Origin of the sequence: Herbaspirillum aquaticum (assembly GCF_002213425.1) — a bacterium.
Taxonomy (GTDB): domain Bacteria; phylum Pseudomonadota; class Gammaproteobacteria; order Burkholderiales; family Burkholderiaceae_D; genus Herbaspirillum; species Herbaspirillum aquaticum.
Map to the genome: position 1 here is coordinate 123,504 of NZ_NJGV01000005.1, position 18,851 is coordinate 142,354.

General features: G+C 64.7%; 12 protein-coding genes. 5 read left to right on the plus strand and 7 right to left on the minus strand.

Annotation, left to right across the window (positions count from 1 at the left end; all coding sequences use genetic code 11):
- The first annotated feature begins 257 nt into the window (after nt 1-257).
- Nucleotides 258-4,046 carry a hybrid sensor histidine kinase/response regulator gene (locus tag CEJ45_RS06725; protein ID WP_088754398.1) on the plus strand — a complete coding sequence of 1,263 codons (3,789 nt, stop codon included), beginning with the start codon at nt 258-260 and terminating at the stop codon, nt 4,044-4,046.
- Between the two features lie 112 nt (nt 4,047-4,158).
- Here CEJ45_RS06725 and CEJ45_RS06730 read toward each other — a convergent pair whose 3' ends face one another.
- Entirely contained in the window at nt 4,159-4,440 is a 282-nt protein-coding gene (locus CEJ45_RS06730; protein ID WP_088754399.1) for a PAAR domain-containing protein, read from the minus strand.
- 281 nt (nt 4,441-4,721) lie between these two features.
- Between CEJ45_RS06730 and CEJ45_RS06735 the strand changes: the two genes are divergently transcribed.
- Nucleotides 4,722-6,854 (plus strand): TonB-dependent siderophore receptor, encoded by a 2,133-nt coding sequence (locus tag CEJ45_RS06735; protein ID WP_370516331.1) that lies wholly within the window; start codon nt 4,722-4,724, stop codon nt 6,852-6,854.
- Nucleotides 6,855-6,919: 65 nt separating this feature from the next.
- The gene (locus CEJ45_RS06740; RefSeq protein WP_088754401.1) at nt 6,920-8,170 is read left to right on the plus strand and encodes a PepSY-associated TM helix domain-containing protein; all 1,251 of its coding nucleotides are present in this window, start codon (nt 6,920-6,922) and stop codon (nt 8,168-8,170) included.
- A 25-nt stretch (nt 8,171-8,195) separates the two neighbouring features.
- Here the strand turns inward: CEJ45_RS06740 and CEJ45_RS06745 are convergent, their stop codons facing one another.
- Nucleotides 8,196-9,020, minus strand: a complete 825-nt coding sequence (locus CEJ45_RS06745; protein ID WP_088754402.1) for a universal stress protein — start codon at nt 9,018-9,020, stop codon at nt 8,196-8,198.
- Between the two features lie 230 nt (nt 9,021-9,250).
- Between CEJ45_RS06745 and CEJ45_RS06750 the strand changes: the two genes are divergently transcribed.
- On the plus strand, nt 9,251-9,667 hold the full coding sequence (locus tag CEJ45_RS06750) for a VOC family protein (protein ID WP_088754543.1): 417 nt from the start codon (nt 9,251-9,253) through the stop codon (nt 9,665-9,667).
- On the plus strand, nt 9,664-10,614 hold the full coding sequence (locus tag CEJ45_RS06755) for a 2-hydroxyacid dehydrogenase (protein ID WP_088754403.1): 951 nt from the start codon (nt 9,664-9,666) through the stop codon (nt 10,612-10,614). Before CEJ45_RS06750 ends, CEJ45_RS06755 begins: the two co-directional genes overlap by 4 nt.
- Nucleotides 10,615-10,629: 15 nt before the next feature.
- Here CEJ45_RS06755 and CEJ45_RS06760 read toward each other — a convergent pair whose 3' ends face one another.
- The 5 genes from CEJ45_RS06760 to CEJ45_RS06780 form a co-directional block, all read right to left on the minus strand.
- Nucleotides 10,630-12,063 (minus strand): heavy metal sensor histidine kinase, encoded by a 1,434-nt coding sequence (locus tag CEJ45_RS06760; RefSeq protein WP_241517292.1) that lies wholly within the window; start codon nt 12,061-12,063, stop codon nt 10,630-10,632.
- Complete coding sequence (locus CEJ45_RS06765) at nt 12,056-12,748, minus strand: heavy metal response regulator transcription factor (protein WP_088754405.1); 693 nt, start codon at nt 12,746-12,748, stop codon at nt 12,056-12,058. Before CEJ45_RS06765 ends, CEJ45_RS06760 begins: the two co-directional genes overlap by 8 nt.
- A gap of 99 nt (nt 12,749-12,847) precedes the next feature.
- Complete coding sequence (locus CEJ45_RS06770) at nt 12,848-16,000, minus strand: efflux RND transporter permease subunit (RefSeq protein WP_088754406.1); 3,153 nt, start codon at nt 15,998-16,000, stop codon at nt 12,848-12,850.
- Entirely contained in the window at nt 15,997-17,238 is a 1,242-nt protein-coding gene (locus CEJ45_RS06775; RefSeq protein WP_088754407.1) for an efflux RND transporter periplasmic adaptor subunit, read from the minus strand. The genes CEJ45_RS06770 and CEJ45_RS06775 overlap by 4 nt, the downstream gene beginning before the upstream one ends.
- Before the next feature lie 55 nt (nt 17,239-17,293).
- Nucleotides 17,294-18,847, minus strand: coding sequence for an efflux transporter outer membrane subunit (locus CEJ45_RS06780; RefSeq protein ID WP_141106962.1), 1,554 nt, complete (start codon nt 18,845-18,847; stop codon nt 17,294-17,296).
- Nucleotides 18,848-18,851 lie beyond the last annotated feature (4 nt).

Here is an 18,851-nt window from a genome sequence, read left to right on the forward strand (position 1 = left end):
GCTTGCGCCATGCGGTTTTGCGGCCGATGGCAGTTTTTCCGCGCGCTGAGAGCAGGTCCGGAAGCGGCGCGGGCTTCCCGTATAATCATCCGCGGCACGCAGCAGGCGCGCCGGGCGCATGCGCCTGGTCCGCAACGCCTGCTCCAAGCGGATGCGAACAACAATGAAGGGACCAGCGGGAGAACGACGGTACAAACCCGTCGCCCGCCAGACCGACCTCGGTGCTCAAAGCTAGGCTTAAAGGTAAGTTTCACGACATGGCAGACATTTCTTGGTTGCGCGGTACAGGCCTGGCCGCGCAGATCGTCACGGCGACCGACTGGACCACGAGTCCCCTGGGTGCGCCGGCGCAATGGTCGCCGACCTTGCGCACCTCCCTCAACATCGCGCTGCATTCGCCCCTCCCGAGTCTGCTGGTATGGGGCGCAGCACGCCAGATGCTTTACAACGACGCATTCGCCGCCTGTATTGGCGCGGCCCATCCGTCAGCCTTTGGCGCGCCGTTGAGCGGCTCGCCGCTCTGGCGCGGCGCTGGCCGGCTCTGCGAAGCGGCGATCGGGGCCGCCTTCAATGGCCAACAGCAACAATTGCCGCGCCTGTCCCTGTTTCAGGAGACCGGGCAAGCCCAGGACATCGCCCGCCAGTGGGATCTCACCTGCGTGCCAGTGTGGGAAGACAGCGCCGATGGCCAGCCCGCGCAGGTGGCCGGGGTGCTGTGCACGCTGGTGCGCGCAACCACGCTCGATAGCGCGCTGGCCCATACCGACCTGTTGCGCGACCTGATGGAAGAGTCGCCCAGCTTCAAGGCCGTGGTGCGCGGCCCGCAGCACGTGTTCGAACGCGTCAATGGCGCCTACTTCAAACTGTTCGGCGATCGGCCGGTGCTGGGCTTGCCGGCGCGCGAGGCACTGCCCGAACTGCTGGACGAAAATCTTTTTGCCTTGCTGGACCGGGTGTACCAGACCGGCCAGACTTATACCGAACGCGGGGCACGCCTGTTCCTGCGGCGCACGCATGAGATCGGTTTTGCCGGCGCCGTGCTGGACTTCGTGTTCCAGCCGATACGCGATGCCCAGGGCCAGGTAGCCGGCATTTTCATCGAGGGTAACGACGTCACCGAACGCTTCGTGGCCGAGGAGCGCTTGCGCATCGTCGACCGCGCCGGCGGAATCGGTATCTTCGAGTGGTTCCCGGTCTCCGGCAAGCTGGCGGTCTCGGATCGGTTCCGCCGCTTGTGGGGCTTGCCGGCCGATGGCGAGGTGAGCTCGCAGCAGCTGGTGGACATGATCGATGAAGAATTCCATCCCAACCTGGGTACGTCGCGCATCAAGGAAGGCGGCCCGCGCAATCCGCTGGAATATACCGAATACCACATCACCCGTCCCGACGGTGAGCAGCGCTGGCTGGCGCGCAAGGGCGAGGTGGTGGAAGACGATCCGCGCGCCGGTTCACGCTATGTCGGGGTGGTCTTCGATGTGACCTCGCGCAAGCTCATGGAGCAGGCCCTGGCCGCCTCCGAAGCCAGCGTGCGCGCCAACAATGCCTTCGTGCGGCAGCTGCTCGATTCGACCGACCAGGGCTTTTTCTCGATCGACCGTGACGGCATCGTCACGCTATGCAATGCCGCCTTCCTGCAATTGCTCGGTTACGCCAGCGAGAAGGATGTGCTGGGCCGCGACATCCATGAGGTGATCGTCAGCGCCAATGACGATGCCGGCTCGCGCAGCGATTGCGCCGTGCTCAGGGCCGCGCGTGAAGGCCTGACCGCGCACGTGGACAGTGAGGACTTCATCCGTGTCGATGGCAGCAGTTTCCCGGTCCAGTACCAGGCGCATCCGGTCTGGCAGGACGGCGAACTGCAGGGTGCACTCTGTACCTTCGTCGACCTCACCGAGCGGCGCCGTGGGCTGCAAGCGCTGTCCTGGAGCGAGAACCGCTTGACGGCCATCTTCAACCAGGCCTCGGTGTGCTTCTCCGAACTGGACCTGCAGGGCCGCTACCTGCGCGTGAACCAGGCACTGTGCCGCATGCTGGGCCGCACCGAAGCCGAGATGCTGGAGATGACCCTGGCCGATGTGACCCATCCGGAAGACGTGCCGATGAACATGAACCTGTTCAATCGCTGCATCGCCGATGGCAGTTCCTTCACCCTGGAAAAACGCTACCTGCGCCCGGATGGCCGTGCCTTCTGGGTCTCCAGCGACATCAGCCGCATCGTCGATGATGAGGGCCGTCCGCAAGCCATGATTGCGGTCTCGACCGACATCACCGAGCGGCGCCGTGCCGAAGACGCCTTGCGCGAGCTCAACGATACGCTGGAACAGCGCGTGGTCGAGGAGATCGTCGAGCGCAGCCGTGCCGAAGCGGCGCTGCGCCAGATGCAGAAGATGGAGGCGGTCGGCCAGTTGACCGGCGGCGTGGCGCACGACTTCAACAACGTGCTGCAGATCATTGGCGGCAACCTGCAGTTGCTGCAGACCGATCCGCGCCTGGATGACCGCAGCCGCCAGCGCGTGCGCACCGCCATCGGCGCGGTCGACCGCGGTGCCAAGCTGTCCTCGCAGCTACTGGCCTTTGCCCGCCGCCAGCCCTTGCAGCCGCGCAGCATCAACCTCGAGCGCGTGGTGCAGAACATGGATGACCTGCTGCGTCGCGCCGTGGGCGAAAACATCGAGATCTCCACGGTCATCACGCATGATCTCTGGAACACCATGCTCGACCCCAACCAGGTCGAGAACCTCATCATCAACACGGCCATCAATTCGCGCGACGCCATGCCCAACGGCGGCCGGCTCACGCTGCAGATCGACAACGTGCAGTTGAGCGACCCCGCCTTCCTTTCGCAGGCCGACCTGCAGCCGGGCGATTACGTGGAACTGCAGATCTCCGACAACGGCGCCGGCATGTCGCCGGAGGTGCGCGAGCGCGCCTTCGAGCCTTTCTTCACGACCAAGCGCGAAGGGGAGGGCACCGGCCTGGGCCTGTCGATGGCCTATGGCTTCGTCAAGCAGAGCCGTGGCCACATCAGCCTGCACAGCGAAGCCGGCAAGGGCACCACGATCCGCATCTACTTCCCGCGCTGCGTTGATGAGGAAGTGCTGATCGACGACAACCGCGACATGGAAGTGCGCGGCGGCGACGAAACCATCCTGGTGGTGGAGGATGATCCCAACCTGCAACTGACGGTGATCGACACCCTCTCTTCGTTGGGCTATCGCGTCCTCAAGGCCGATAACGGCGAACGCGCCCTGGCCATCCTGCAGAGCGGCATTGCGGTCGACCTGATGTTTACGGACGTGGTCATGCCCGGCAGCGTGCCCGTGACCGAGCTGGCGCGCCAGGCACGGCAGCTGTTGCCGGACATCGAGATCCTCTTCACTTCCGGCTACCCGCGCGATGCCATCGTGCACGAGGGGCGGCTGGATGCAGGTGTGGAACTGCTCTCCAAGCCCTATCGCATCAACCAGCTGGCGCAGCGCATCCGGCAGATGCTCTCCAGTCGCGCGCATCGCATCGAGCTGGCCCAGCTCACGCACGAGCGCGACCAGGCCAATGCCAACGCTGCGCTCCATATTCTGCCGGTGGGTGACAGCCAGCGCCCGGCAGAAGGCCAGGACGCGCACTTCGAGCAGCCTGGGGGCAGCAGCGCCACCGAGCTGGCCACTGCGCCAGGGCAGGCCGGGGCCGCCGCCAGCGGACTGCGTTTGCTGGTGGTGGAGGACAACATCGATTCCCAGCAACTGGTGTGCGAACTGCTGGAGACGCTGGGGCACCAGGCGCGTGGCGTGGTCAGCGCCGAAGACGCGCAGCAGGCGCTGGGCGAGCAGAGTTTTGATGTGCTCTTCACGGACGTCAACCTGCCCGGCATGTCGGGTGTTGACCTGGCCAAGCGTGCGCTGGAGCGCTTCCCCGACCTGGCGGTGATCTTCGCTTCCGGCTATGGCGCCATGGTGGCGCGCAATGTCGGCTTTGCCTCGCACTCGCTACCCAAGCCCTACGATATCGACCAGTTGCAGGAGATCCTGAAGAAGATCGCTGCTGCCTGATGCGCCCGCCGGAAGGGCCAGGGAAGGCGCTCTCTTGCCTGGCTGGTTTCGCGTTCGATCTTCCGCAGTTGGCCTGCTCACCCCGGTGAGCAGGCCATTTTTTATGCCTGTATCAGGCCTGCTTCGGGGTGGGCGTTATCTTGGCCAGATGCTGGGTCGCGATGAGCACCGCGCCGCAGGAGGTCAGCATGCCTTCCACGGCGGCCTTGCGTCCCAGGTATTCGTAGGTTTCTTCACCTGCCAGGATCACGAATTCACATCGGCATTGCGGGCAGTAGCCGCGATGGCCAACCCCGGCCATCGCCTTGCCGTACAACTTCACATTGGCGAAACCTTCCTGTACGACACCGCCGTGCGAGGTGGGATCGTCGAGACGGATGATGGCCCTGGGCATGTGCGCTTCCTTTCATAAAAAGTGAGCAAGAAAGATAAAGCCAGCCGTTCGACTGAGGGGCATAGACGGCAAGAGATCAACCACATTCAGTAATTTTTGAAGCCTTGCCTCGAATCTGTTCGAGGCCATCATCTCCTTGGGTCACAAACTTTGTCAGGGAGGTTTCCTTTTTGTGTCATATTTCATAAAATAAATAAGAACAATTATCGTTCGTATTAATTGCAATGAGAATGAAGAGGAATCCCTTGCTCCCGTCTTCCCTGCCAGCGCGTCCCAGCGCCATGTCGCGTGCCCTGCGCCCGGTCTTCCTCAGTATGGCGCTGGCCGGCTCCCCTGCGCTGGTGCTGGCGCAGTCTTCCCCGTCAGACGCTGCCGGTGCTGCATCTGCCAATGCCGCCAGCCAGCTGCCTACCGTGACCGTCTCCGCCGCTGGTGCGGGCCAGGGTACGCAGCACCTGCAGAGCCAGACCACGTCGGGTGCGCTGGGATCGCGTTCGCTGCTGGAGACGCCTTTTTCGGTCACCAGCATGACCGCCGCCGACCTGGCCGACAAGCAGGTCAACAAGCTGGGCGACCTGTTCTACAACGAGGCATCGGTGAGCGACAACAGCGGCGGTTACAGCGCCTGGGCGTCCTACATCACCATTCGCGGTTTGCCCGCGGACTGGCAGAACTCCTTCCGCATCGATGGCAAGCCTTTCCTGGGATACGGGATCACGCTGCCCTACGATCATTTCGAACGCATCGACCTGCTCAAGGGCTCGGCTGGCTTCATGTATGGATTCGGCTCGCCGGGCGGGGTGCTCAACTATGTCTCCAAGAAACCGACTGATACGCCCGTGCGCAGCGTCTCGGTGGGCTATACCAGCAACAGCATCCTGAGCGAGCACGTCGACCTGGGCGGACGCTTCGGCAACGACAACATGTTCGGGTATCGCCTCAATGTCACGCATGAACAGGGTGAGACTTTCAATGAAGGCCACATCCGCCGCAATTCGGCCTCACTGGCGCTGGACGGGCGTCTCACGCGCGACCTGACCTGGGATTTCCAGGCCATCTGGCAGAACAGCAATTCCACCGACCAGACTCCCTCGGTGGTCACCACCAACCTCACTGGCAGCCGCCTGCCCTCGGTGGTCAGCGGGGCGGACAAGACCCTGGTTGGTCCGGGCCAGCACCTGGACACCAACTTCCAGCTCTACCAGACCGGGCTCACCTATCGCATCAATCCCGACTGGAAGGCCAACCTCAGCTACAGCCACAGCACCGCCAAGCGTTTCCGCAATGAAGACATCGCCATGCTGTCGGATGCGGCCGGCAACTACAACGACTGGCGTTCTGACAGCCGCGAGGGGCATACCTTCGACCAATGGCAAGCCATGCTGGAGGGCAATGCCCGTACCGGCGGCATCGATCATCAGCTGGTAGTGGGCGCGTCCTGGCAGAAGCAGGTCAATGATTACTCGATCAGCTCGGTGTACAAGCAGATCGGTACCGGCAATCTCACTACGCAGAACACCAACGCGTATTACAGCAGCACCGACCTGCAGACCTATCACAACGCCATCATCACCCAGCAGGCGATTTTCGCCAGCGACACGCTGAACTTCTCGGAGCGCTGGTCGCTCTTGGCCGGTGGCCGCTACAACCAGTTCAAGCAGGACAATTTCACCACCACCGGCGCACTCAGTTCGCGCTATGACAAATCGGCCCTGACCCCGACGGTCGCGCTGATGTTCAAGCCCGAGCGCAACACCACCCTCTATGGCAGCTATGTGGAATCGCTGGAGCAGGGCGGCGTACCGGGCGTGACCAATACCAACTACGGTAGCCAGCTCAAACCGCTCAAGAGCAAGCAGTACGAGCTTGGCGCCAAGACCGACCAGCGGGACTGGAGTGCCACCGCCGCGCTGTTCCGTATCGAGCGTGCCTCCGAATACACGCTCAATGGCGCGCTGGTGCAGAGCGGGCAGTCCAATTACCAGGGCCTGGAACTGGGCGCTTCCTGGCGTCCGGCGCCGCAATGGCAGGTGGGTGGCAGCCTCATGCTGCTGGACGCGAAGTACCAGCAGGGCAACACCTACAACGGCAATCGTGTGGCCGGTGCGCCGCGCAACATGGCCACGGCCCAGGTGGCCTACCTGGTGCCGCAGGTGGCGGGCCTGAAGCTCTCGGCCGATGCCAAGCTGACCGGCAGCACCATGGCACGCGCGGCCAACGACATCGAGCTGGCCAGCTATACGCTCTTCAATCTCGGCGCCAGTTACACTACGCGCATCGGCCAGCACGATACGACCTTCCGGGCGTCGGTCAACAACCTGCTGGACAAGCGCTACTGGCAATACCAGTACGAGAACTACATCAAGCCGGGTGATCCGCGCAGCTTCAACGTGTCGGCCAAGGTCGATTTCTGAGCGTGCCATGCCAGCCTTTCCAGCTAGTCCCCCATCCCTTCGCCATTTAGCCAGGTAAGCCAGCCATGCGTGCACTTCTCGTTCTTCTCCACCGTTGGTTCGGCCTGGCCGTGGCCGTGTTCCTGTTCATCGCCGGCGTGACCGGCGCAGTGATCTCCTGGGATCATGAATTGGATGCCTGGCTCAATCCGCAACTGTTCCATGCCCACAGCGCCGAGCGCGCCGAGGCCGGGCGGCCCATGCCCGGCCTGGAGCTGGCGCAGCGGGTCGAAGCCGCCGAGCCCAAGCTGCGCGTGACCTATGTGCTGACCGAGGCCGAGCCTGGCCACACCATCAGCATGATGGTCGAACCGCGCCTGGACCCCGCCACCGGCAAGCTTCCCGAGCTGGATTACAACCAGATCGCGGTCGATCCGGTGACCGGTGATATACAGGGGCGCCGCATGTGGGGGGCCATCTCGCTGGCGCGGGAAAACCTGCTGCCCTTCCTCTACAAGCTGCACTACACGATGCACTTGCCGGACCTGGGCGGCATCGAGACCGGCATCTGGCTCATGGGCATCATCGGCATTGTATGGGCACTGGATTGCTTCATCGCGCTGTACCTCTCCTTCCCGAACTGGCGCAGCTGGCGCAAGTCGCTGGCCTTCCGCTGGCGTGAGGGCGGGCACAAGCTCAACTTCGATTTGCACCGCTCGGGCGGGGTGTGGATCTGGGGCCTGCTGCTGGTCCTGGCGGTGACCTCGGTGTCGATGAACCTGGAGCGGCAGGTCATGCGGCCTATCCTGCAGACCGTGTCCAGCCTGACGGCCGGTCCCTTCGATACGCGTACGCCGATTGCGCCTGACAAGGTGCCGGAGCCGCGTATTTCACGCGAGCAGGCGGTAGCACTGGGACGCGCGCAAGGCCAGCAGCTGGGCCTGACGGAGCCGGTCGGTGGCGTCTTCTACTCGGGCATGTTCGGGGTCTATGGGGTGGGCTTCTTCCAGCCGGGCAATGACCATGGCGATGTGGGCCTGGGCAATGCCTGGCTGTATTTCGATGCCATGACCGGTGCCTATGAAGGCGGCAAGATACCGGGGCGCGGCAGTGCCGGCGATATCTTCCTGCAGGCGCAGTTCCCGCTGCATTCCGGCCGCATTCTCGGCCTGACCGGGCGCGTGCTGATTTCCCTGATGGGCGTGCTGGTAGCGATGTTGTCGGTGACCGGGGTGATCATCTGGGTGCGCAAGCGCCGCGCCCGCCTGCAACAGCGCGAGCGCCTGGCCGCCCAAAAGACACCGGCCCGCGAGGGGCCGGTAGTGGAAGCGCGCTGAGTCAGCGCGAGTCATGCTGGAGCGTTCAGTGCGCCATCAGCACCGGCAGCGTCGTGGTCTTGAGGATGGTGAGCGTCACGCCACCCAGCAGCACTTCGCGGAAGCGGGTGTGACCGTAGCCGCCCATGACCAGCAGGTCGGAGCCCTTGTCGGCCGCCAGCGAGAGCAGGGCGTTGCCGATATCGAGCGTGGTCTGTTCCTGCGCCACTTCCACCTTCACGCCGTGGCGCGCGAGATAGAGGGCGATATCGGCACCAGGCTGCTCGCCGTGGGTGCCCAGGCGCTTGTCGGAATTGAAGAGCACCACCGTCACGTTGTCGGCCTGGCGCAGCAGCGGCAGGGCGGCCGTGATGGCGCGGGTCGATTCCATGCTGCCATCCCAGGCGATCAGCGCATTCTTGCCCACGTGCTTGAATTCACCGGCACTGGGGATGATGAGTACCGGGCGCGGTGAATTGAGCATGACGTATTCGGGCAGGTCGGTGAGGAAGCTGTCATCGGCATCGTCCAGGTCGGCCTGGCTCACCACCACCAGGTCGGCATAGCGCGCCTGCAGCGCCAGACCCCCTTCGGCGTCGTCATCGACGAAACGCTTTTCGCAGGAGGGCACGCCCACGCTGTTGGCGATCTTGTCGAAGTTTTCCAGGGCAGCCAGGGCGCGGTCACGGAAACCGTCCATTTGCGCGGCGATGTAGGCCGCGCCTTCCATGGTGATGAAGCTGGAGATGCCGCTGACGGCGCTGCCGATCAGGTGCGCCTGCTGCGCGCGGGCCAGTTCGGCGGCAATGCGGATGCGCTGGGCGGCGTGGCGCGACTGGTCGACATGGACCAGGATGGACTTGTAGCTCATGGTGGCTCCTCGGAAATTCGTGGGGGAAGACATCCGGGGCGGGATGCCATGCAGGCAGATTAGGCCCGGCATCTCCATGCGTCCAGCGCAAATCCCGGGCTGCTTGACGCATGTCAATCCTGCCCGCGTGGCTCTTGTAGGGAAGCATCTTTGGCTTGTTTCCATACAAGCATCAAGCTTGCGGTATGCTTGTCGGCTTTCGCAACCAGCCTGCCGATCCGGGACTTTTCATGCCATCCATCTTTCACCTGGCCTACCACGTGCGCGACCTCGACCAGTCGCGCCACTTCTATTGCGACCTGCTGGGTTGCGCCGAGGGGCGCAGCACCGAGACCTGGGTCGACATCGATTTCTTCGGCCATCAACTCTCGCTGCACCTGGGCGAACCATTTGCCGTGAGCAACACCGGCCGTGTCGGCAATCATCTGGTGCCGATGCCCCATCTGGGCGTGATCCTGCAACTTGAGCAATGGCAGCAACTGGCGGACCGCCTCAGCGCCAGCGGCGAGGTGCAATTCGTGCTGGCCCCGCAGATCCGCTTTGCGGGTGAACCGGGCGAGCAGGCCACGATGTTCTTCCTCGATCCCTCGGGCAACCCCATCGAAGTCAAGGGCTTCCGCGATCTGGCTGCGGTGTACGCCAAATGAGCGCGCGCATGCCCATTCCTTTCGTCAGCCAGAGTGATCCCGCTGCGGTAGCGTCGTGGCTGCAGGCTTTGCGCGCGGCCATGCCGGAGGAAGAGATCATCGCCTTCAGCGAGCTGGACGAAGACCAACGCGCGCAATGCCGCGTGGCCATCGTCGCCAATCCTGATCCGGCGCAGCTGAAGCTGCTGCCGCAACTGCAGTGGGTGCATAGCGTGTGGGCCGGGGTGGAGCGGCTGGTGGCCGATCTCGGCCAGAGCGACTTGCAGATCACGCGCCTGGTCGATCCGCGCCTGGCCGCCACCATGGCCGAAGCGGTGCTGGCCTGGACGCTCTACCTGCATCGTGACATGCCGTATTACGCGCGCCAGCAACAGGCACGCCAATGGCAGCCGCTGGACTACGTGCTGCCGGAGCAGCGCCGCGTGGGCATCCTCGGCCTGGGCGCGCTGGGTGAAGCGGCTGCCGCCGCGTTGCGCCAGGCGCGGTTCCCGGTGATGGGCTGGAGCCGCAGTGCGCGCAACCTGCCGGATGTGCGGACTTACAGCGGCATGGACGGACTGGCGCAGATGCTGGCGCAGACCGACATCCTGGTCTGCCTGCTGCCGCTGACGGCCCAGACGCGTGCTCTGCTGGATGCGGCGCGGCTGGCGATGCTGCCTCCGCAGGCGCAGCTCATCAACTTCGCACGCGGGCCGATCATCGAAGAGGAAGCGTTGCGCCAGGCGCTCGATGCAGGCAAGCTGCGTCACGCGGTGCTGGATGTGTTCGCCACCGAGCCCCTGCCGCCAGGGGCATGGCCCTGGTCGCATCCTGCGGTGACGGTACTGCCGCATTGCTCGGCGCCCACGGATTCCGGTACTGCGTCGGCGATCGTGGCGGCCAATATCCGTCACTATCGCAAGACCGGCGAAATTGCCGCCAACGTGGATCTCAAGCGCGGTTATTGAGCCAAACAGGCGCCCTCACTGGCGCGCGATGGTAAAGCCGATGGTATTGTGCCCGCCACTGCTGCTGGCAAAAGCGCGCCCGCCGTGCATGCGGGCCACCGCCTTGACGATGGCCAGCCCCAGCCCCAGCCCGTGGCCGTGGCTGCCGTTGATGTCCTGGCGCGCGCTGTCGACGCGGTAGAAGCGGTCGAACAGGCGCGGCAGGTGTTGCTCCTCGATGGCCGGGCCGGGATTGGTCACGGCCACGCGCACCATCTCTTCGCCGCCGGAAATGTCGATGCGCAATTGCGCACCCTGCGGCGAATGCTGGATGGCGTTCTGGATCAGGTTCGTCAAGGCGCGCTTGAACAGTGCCGTTTCCATGGTGGCCGTGGCATCGAGGTCACCGGCCACCGTGATGGACATGCCCGTGTCATCGAGCACGAACTCGAAGAAATCCACGGTCTTCTGCACCGCCGCGGCCACGCTGGCCGGTACGCGCGCCGTCGCCGCTTCACCCTGGTCGGAGCGCGCCAGGAACAGCATGTCGTTGACGATGGAACGGATGCGGTCCAGCTCTTCCAGGTTCGATTGCAGCACGTCCTTGAATTCCCCCGCACTGCGTTCGCGCGCCAGCGCCACCTGGGTTTCGCCGATCAGATTGGCCAGGGGCGTGCGCAATTCATGGGCCACGTCCGCATTGAAGGCTTCCAGTTGCGTGTAGGCTTGCTCGATGCGTTCGAGCGCCCCGTTGAAGGCATCGGCCAATACCGACAATTCTTCGGGCAGGGCTTCCACCGGCATGCGGGCCGACAGCTTGCGCGGCGAAAAGCTCTGGGCGCGCGCCGACATGCGACGCAGCGGCGCCAGCCCGGCACGGGCAATCCAGTAGCTGGAGATGACCGCCAGCACGATGCCCAGCAACGAGGAAATGGTAGTGGCCAGCAGGAAGGTGCGGCGCATCTCGAAATAGGGGGCGCCATCGACGCCGACCGTCACGCGCACTTCAGGACGATCCTCGAAGGGCGGCAGGGTGCGCGTCATGATGTGCAGCGGATAGGCACGCCCGGGAAGATGCAGGCGCCCGACCAGCTTGCCGTCGGCATGATTGATGGCCGAGGGTGAGAGCCGCGTCAGGTCGCCATAGGTATAGCGCGCATCGTCGCTGGCGATCCAGAAGAAGACGTGCTGGTCGGCCTGCGAGAGCGTGGAGAGTTTCAACTGCACGCGGGCCCAGCGCTCGGTATTGCCGGCGCGTTCGATCTGGTAGCTGATGTCGTTGAGGGTGGTAAAGAGCGCATCGCGTTCATGGCGCAGCAGCTCGCCCTTGAGGACGGTGTAGAGCGCCACGCCCGCCACGGCGAAGATCAGCAGCGCCGAGGCGGCCGACATCAGCACCAGGCGCGCCGTGATGGACTGGCGCAGCGGCAGGCGGCGCTTCTTCACCGGCTTGGCGGCGGGCTCACTCATCGGCGGCATCGGAGGAGGCGCGCGGCTCCAGTACGTAGCCCATGCCGCGGACGGTATGCAGCAGCTTCTGCTCGAAGGGCGCGTCGATCTTGGCGCGCAGGCGCTTGATGGCCACTTCCACCACATTGGTATTGCTGTCGAAGTTCATGTCCCAGACCAGTTCCGCAATGGCGGTCTTGGACAGGATCTCGCCCTGCCGCCGTGCCATCACGGCCAGGAGCGCGAATTCCTTGGCGGTGAGGTCGATGCGCAGCCCGCCCCGGAAGGCCTTGCGCGAGATCAGGTCGATCTGCAGGTCGCCGATGCGCAGCTGCGGCGCTTCCTGCACGCGGCCGCGACGGGTCAGGGCCTGCAGGCGGGCCAGCAGCTCCAGGAAGGAGAAGGGCTTGATGAGGTAATCATCGGCGCCGTCATACAAGCCCTTGATGCGGTCTTCCACGCTGTCACGCGCGGTCAGCATGATGACCGGGGTCTGCTTGACGGTGCGCAGCGAACGCAGCACGGCAAAGCCATCCAGGCCCGGCAGCATCACGTCCAGCACGATGACGTCGTAGTCATGCTGGATCGGCAGGTGCTGTCCATCGACCCCGTTGCTGGCCACATCCACCGCGCACCCCTGCTCGGTCAGGCCCTTGCAGAGGTATTCGGACATCTTTTGCTCGTCTTCGACTATCAGGATCTTCATGCGCTCTCCACTGGCGGCGCCGGGAACACTCCCCGGCACTCGCCCATGCCGGATTCTACCTTCCCGGCTCGCCCTTGTTGATGAGGATGCCTCACTGTCTCAATGTTCCTGCGCCAGGCGTGCGGCCTTGCGTTCCTGCCTTGCCTTCTTCTTGCGTTCGTACCAGTAGTGCGCGCGGTCCAGGTAAAGATAGACCACCGGCGTGGTGAAGAGCGTGAGCGCCTGCGAGAGCACCAGTCCGCCGACCATCGCATAGCCCAGCGGACGGCGCAGCTCGGAGCCGGCACCATGGCCGAGCATGAGCGGCAGGCCCGAGAGCAGGGCGCACATGGTGGTCATCATGATGGGGCGGAAGCGCAGCAGGCAGGCCTGGTAGATCGCTTCTTCCGGCTTCATGCCCTGGGTGCGCTCGGCGGTGAGCGCGAAGTCGATCATCATGATGCCGTTCTTCTTGACGATGCCGATCAGCAGGATGATGCCGATCAAGGCGATCACCGACAGGTCGTACCCGCCGATCATCAGGATCAGCAAGGCACCGACACCGGCCGAGGGCAGGGTGGAGAGAATGGTCAGCGGGTGGATGTAGCTCTCATAGAGCAAGCCCAGCACGATGTAGACCGCGATCAGGGCCGCCGCGATGAGGTAAGGCTGCGAGGCCAGCGAATCGCCGAAGGCCTTGGCCGTTCCCTGGAAGTTGCCCACCAGCGTCTGCGGCACGCCCATCTCATCCTTGGTCTTCTGGATGATGTCCACCGCTTCGCCCAGCGAGACGCCCTTGGCCAGGTTGAAGGAAATGGTCACTGCCGGGAACTGGCTCTGGTGGCTGATCGACAGGTAGGAGGTCTTGGTGGTGTCGACCTTCACGAAGGTCGACAGCGGCACCTGCTGGCCGGTCAGCGGTGAGGTCAGGTAGAGTTTGTCGAACAGGGAAGGATCCTTCTGCAATTGCGGCGTCACCTCCATGATCACGCGATAGCTGTTGATCTGCGTGAAGAATTGCGCCACCTGGCGCTGGCCGATGGCGTCATAGATGGTCGCGTCGATGAGCGAAGGCGAGATGCCGAAGCTGGAGGCGCGTGCCCGGTCGATGGTGATGACGGCTGCAGCCGCCTGGTTCTGCTGGTCGGAGGCCACATCGGTCAACTGCGGCAGCTGGCGGAACCGCTCCAGCATGCGCGGTGCCCAGACGTTGAGTTCATCCAGGTCGGTATCGGTGATGGTGTACTGGTACTGGGTGCGCGAGAGGCGGCCACCGACGTTGATGTCCTGGCTGGCCTGCATGAACAGGTTCACGCCCTGCACCTTGGCCACCTGGGGACGCAGGCGCGCGATGACCTCGTCGGCATTGGTGGTGCGTCCCTCATCCTTGGGTTTCAGCGCGATGAAGAATTGCCCGGTGTTGAAGGTGGTGGAGCCTGCACTCATGGCGAAGCCGATCACGTCCGGGTCCTGGCGCACCACCTCGGCCACCTTCAGCAGCCGCTCCTGCATGGCGGCCGAGGACGTATCCTGGGCCGATTCGGCAAAGCCGACGATGACGCCATTGTCCTGCTGGGGGAAGAAGCCCTTGGGAATGAAGATGAACAGCACCACCGTCAGCGCCACCGTGGCGATGAAGCTCATCAGGGTGATGAACTGGTGCTTCATCACCACATCGAGACCGCGCTTGTAGCCGTTGAGCATGGCATCGAAGCAGCGCTCGAACCACTGGTAAAGCTTGCCGTGCTGGCGTCCATGCTCGTTCTTGAGGAAGCGCGAGCACAGCATGGGCGTGAGCGTGAGCGAGATGATGACCGAGACCGCAATGGTCAGCGTCACCGTCACGGCGAATTCGCGGAACAGCCGGCCGACGATGCCGCCCATCAACAGCAAGGGAATGAACACCGCCACCAGCGAGACCGAGATCGAGATGATGGTAAAGCCGATTTCGCCCGCGCCCTTCAAGGCCGCTTCCAGCGGCGACATGCCCTCCTCGACGTAGCGGTAGATGTTTTCCAGCATGACGATGGCGTCATCGACCACGAAGCCCACCGCGATGGTCAGCGCCATCAGCGAGAGGTTGTCGAGGCTGTAGCCGACCACGTACATCACCGCGGCCGTGCCCATGATGGCCAGCGGCACGGTGACCGACGGAATCAGCGTGGCGGCCACATTGCGCAGGAACACGAAGATCACCATCACCACCAGCGCGATGGTCAGCACCAGGGTGAACTCCACATCCTCTACCGAGGCGCGGATGGTCTGGGTACGATCGATCAGGGTATTGACGTGGATGGCCGCCGGAATGGCCGCGCGCAGGCGCGGCATGGCGGCCTTGATGCGGCCCACGGTGTCGATCACGTTGGCACCGGGCTGCTTGGTGATGGCCAGCACGATGGAACGGCCATTGGTGATGGTGTGATCCGCCGTATTGGCAGCACCCGCAAAGGCCCAGGCGGCGATCTTGTTGTTCTCCGGGCCGTCGATGGCGATGCCGATGTCGTTGACGCGGATCGGCGCGCCATTGCGCCAGGCCAGGACCATGTCATTCCACTGCTCGGCCTTGAGCAGCTGGTCGTTGGTATAGACGGTAAAGGCCTGGCGCGCACCATCGACCGTCCCCTTGGGCTGGTTCACGGTGGTGGTGGCGATGACGCCGCGGATGTCTTCCAGGCTCAGGCCCAGCGTAGCGATCTTGGCCGGATCGACCTGGATGCGCACGGCCGGTTTCTGCTGGCCGTTCACGCTCACCAGGCCCACGCCCGAGATCTGCGAGATCTGCTGGGCCAGGATGTTGTCGGCATAGTCGTTGACCACCGTCAGCGGCAGCGCATCGGACTGTACCGACATGATCATGATGGGCGAATCGGCCGGGTTGATCTTGCGGAAGGTCGGCGGATTGGGCAGGTTGGCCGGCAGCTGCCCGGTGGAGGCGTTGATGGCCGCCTGCACATCCAGCGCGGCGGCATCGATATTGCGGTTCAGGTCGAACTGCAGGGTGATCTGGGTGCTGCCCAGGGTGCTCTGGGAAGTCATCTGCGACAGGCCCGCGATGAGCGAGAACTGGCGCTCCAGCGGCTGCGCCACGTTCGATGCCATGGTCTCGGGACTGCCTCCCGGCAATTGCGCGGTGACCTGGATGGTCGGGAAATCGACCTGCGGCAAGGGCGCTACCGGCAGCAGCGGCCATACCGCGATGCCCACCAGCAGGATGGCGATGGCCAGCAGGGTGGTGCCGATGGGGCGCTTGATGAAGGCGGCGGAGACGCTCACTTGGTGCTTCCTTTCGCCTCAGTATTGGCGCCGGGCGCAGCTGCAGCACCCTTGGGCGGCTGCGGCTTGCTTTCCACGATGCGGCTGCCCGGCTTGAGCTTGTACTGGCCGTCGATGACCACGCGCTGGTCCACCGTCAGGCCGCTGTCGGCGCCCAGCACGGCCACGCCGTCCTGGATGCGGTCGACCTTGACGGGTTGCATGTTGGCCTTGTCGTCCTGGCTGATGGCATAGACATAGGTGCCTTGCTGGTTGCGCTGGATGGCGGCTGCCGGGACGGTGAGGGCATTGCCGTGGCTGTTCATCTGCAGGCGGGCATTGACGTACTGGCCTGGCCACAGCTTGTGCTCGGCATTGTCGAAGCGGGCCTTGAGCTGCACGGTGCCGTTGGTGATGTTGATCTGGTTGTCCAGCAGGACCAGCTTGCCGGTGGCCAGCACCTCCTGCGAATCCCGCGCATAGGCCATGACCTTGAGCGGCTGCTGGCTGCTGCGCTGGGCGCGGTTGATGCCGACCACGGCTTCTTCGGGCAGGGTGAAGACCAGGGTGATCGGATCGATCTGGTTGATGACCACCAGGCCATTGGCATCGGCTGCGTGCACGATGTTGCCCGGATCGACCAGGCGCGCACCGACGCGGCCGGAGAGAGGCGCATTGATGGTGGTGTAGCTCAGTTGCACCTTGGCATAGGCCACTTGTGCCTCATCGGTCTTGACCGCCGCTTCCAGCTGCGCGACCAGGGCCTTTTGCGTATCGAGCTGCTGCTGGGTCGCCGCGTCCTGGCTGCGCAGGGTGGTGTAGCGCTGCAAGTCCAGGCGGGCATTCATGAGGGTGGCGCTGTCCTTGGCGCGTTGCGCTTCGGCCTGGGCCAGTTGCGCCTGCAGGGCGCGCGGATCGATCTGGGCCAGCAGCTGGCCTTTCTTGACCTCCTGGCCTTCCTCGAAGCCGACCTTCTCCAGCTGGCCGTCGATGCGCGTCTTGACCACGACACTGGCGTTGGCGGTGACCGTGCCCACGCCGGCCAGATACAGGGGGACGTCGCGCTCCTGCACGCGGGCGACCGACACCGACACCGGCGGTGGCGCCTTGGCGGCAGGCTGGTCGGCGGCCGTGGCGCGCTGCATCAGGGTCCAGCCACCGATGCCGGCGCCAAGGAGCAGGGTGGTGGCGACAAAAACGGCCAGCGAAGAGCGATGCGCAATGCGCGCAGCCTGGGGGGAGTTGGGTGAGGTAGTCATGCCTGAAACTCGTTCTGGAAATGTCACGTTGGATTCGGTATGTGCAACGTCCGCTTCAGCGGGCCGCCATCGGTGCCTGGGCATTGGCCGGATCGATTTGTCCGACCTGCCAGCCGCCACCGGTGGCCTTGATCAATGCCACGCTGGCGACCAGCTGCCGACCCAGCAACGTGACGGCGCTGCGCTGGTTGGTCAGGGAAGTCGCCTGGGTGGTCACCACCGACAGGTAGGTCACGGTGCCGGCCTGGTATTGGCTCAGGGCCAGCCGTTCGGCCAGTTGGGCGGATTTGACGGCCTGGGCCTGGACGGCGCTTTCCTGGTCCAGCACGCGCAAGGTAGACAGGTTGTCCTCCACATCCTGCAGGCCGGCCAGGACCGTCTGCTTGTATTGCGCGGCGGCGGCGTCATAGGCGGCCAGGGCGGCATCGTTGCGCGCACTGCGTGCGCCACCGTCGAAGAGGGTCTCGGCCAGAGCCGCACCCAGCGACCAGACCCGGCCCGGGGTGTTGAAGAGATTGGCGAAGGAGGCGTTGTTGTAGCCGCCGCTGGTGGAGAGCGTGAGCGTAGGGAAGTAGGCGGCCCGTGCCACGCCGATGTTGGCATTGGCGGCCGCCGCCAGGCGCTCGGCGTTGGCGATGTCGGGGCGGCGCTCCAGCAGGTCCGAGGGCAGGCCGGCCGGCATCTGCGGCAGGCTCGCCTGCAGCCGCTGGGCGTTGGCGTCCATGGCGCTGTCGCTGGCCTCGGCCGCGGGCAGCGGGGCCAGGCTGAAGGCGGCGGGTGCCTTGCCGATCAGCATGGCAATGGCGTGCTCCAGCTGGTTGCGGGTGGCGTCCAGGTCGATCAGCTGGGCCTGGGCCGAACGCAGTTGGGTCTCGGCTTGTGCGACATCCGAGCGCAGCGCGGTTCCGGCTTCGTATTGATGGCTGGTCAGTTGCAGCGAGCGCGTGTAAGCCGCCACGGTGCGGCGATACAGATCCTTCTGCAGGTCGGTCACGCGCAGCTGCAGGTAGTTCTGCGCCAGCGTGGCCTGGATCGCCAGCCGGGCAGCGGCCAGGCTGGCGGCACTGGCTTCGGCGTTGGCGTCGCCGGCCTCGGCACCACGGCGGATGCGGCCCCAGAGGTCGGCTTCCCAGGAGGCATTGAGGCCCACGGTGTAGTTGTCGGCCAGGCGTTGCACGCCGTTGGTGTTGGTCTGCGCGCGCGTGGCACCGGCCTGTGCACCGACGGTCGGCCACAGGCTGGCACGGGCGACAGCGGCGGTGGCCTGGGCTTGGCGATACTGGGCCGCAGCCTGTTGGATGGTCTGGTTGGCGGCGTTGGCCTGGGTGACCAGGTCATTGAGGATGGGGTCGCCATAGGCTTCCCACCAGCGCTGGCGGTCATCGGCCAGGCGCGGGGCGGCCACTTTCCAGGGGCCTTGCTCCTTGTAGGCCTGCGGCAGGTCCATGGCCGGTCGCACGTAGTCGGGCCCGACGGCGCAGCCGCCCAGCAGCGCGGCCAGCGCCAGCACCGTCATTCCCTTCTTGGCGCGGAAGGGGGAGTGTTGTGGGGGATGAGTGAAATGACGACGACTGACGCTGGCTGCGGCGCGGCGAAACGGGACGACCATAGGG

Bases quoted from the DNA above. Each gene is read 5' to 3' on its own strand.
- CEJ45_RS06745 (WP_088754402.1), bottom strand. From the start codon at position 9,020: ATGAGCTACAAGTCCATCCTGGTCCATGTCGACCAGTCGCGCCACGCC.
- CEJ45_RS06725 (WP_088754398.1), top strand. From the start codon at position 258: ATGGCAGACATTTCTTGGTTGCGCGGTACAGGCCTGGCCGCGCAGATC.
- CEJ45_RS06760 (WP_241517292.1), bottom strand. From the start codon at position 12,063: ATGAGTGAGCCCGCCGCCAAGCCGGTGAAGAAGCGCCGCCTGCCGCTG.
- CEJ45_RS06750 (WP_088754543.1), top strand. From the start codon at position 9,251: ATGCCATCCATCTTTCACCTGGCCTACCACGTGCGCGACCTCGACCAG.
- CEJ45_RS06780 (WP_141106962.1), bottom strand. From the start codon at position 18,847: ATGGTCGTCCCGTTTCGCCGCGCCGCAGCCAGCGTCAGTCGTCGTCAT.
- CEJ45_RS06765 (WP_088754405.1), bottom strand. From the start codon at position 12,748: ATGAAGATCCTGATAGTCGAAGACGAGCAAAAGATGTCCGAATACCTC.
- CEJ45_RS06755 (WP_088754403.1), top strand. From the start codon at position 9,664: ATGAGCGCGCGCATGCCCATTCCTTTCGTCAGCCAGAGTGATCCCGCT.
- CEJ45_RS06740 (WP_088754401.1), top strand. From the start codon at position 6,920: ATGCGTGCACTTCTCGTTCTTCTCCACCGTTGGTTCGGCCTGGCCGTG.
- CEJ45_RS06735 (WP_370516331.1), top strand. From the start codon at position 4,722: ATGTCGCGTGCCCTGCGCCCGGTCTTCCTCAGTATGGCGCTGGCCGGC.
- CEJ45_RS06775 (WP_088754407.1), bottom strand. From the start codon at position 17,238: ATGACTACCTCACCCAACTCCCCCCAGGCTGCGCGCATTGCGCATCGC.
- CEJ45_RS06730 (WP_088754399.1), bottom strand. From the start codon at position 4,440: ATGCCCAGGGCCATCATCCGTCTCGACGATCCCACCTCGCACGGCGGT.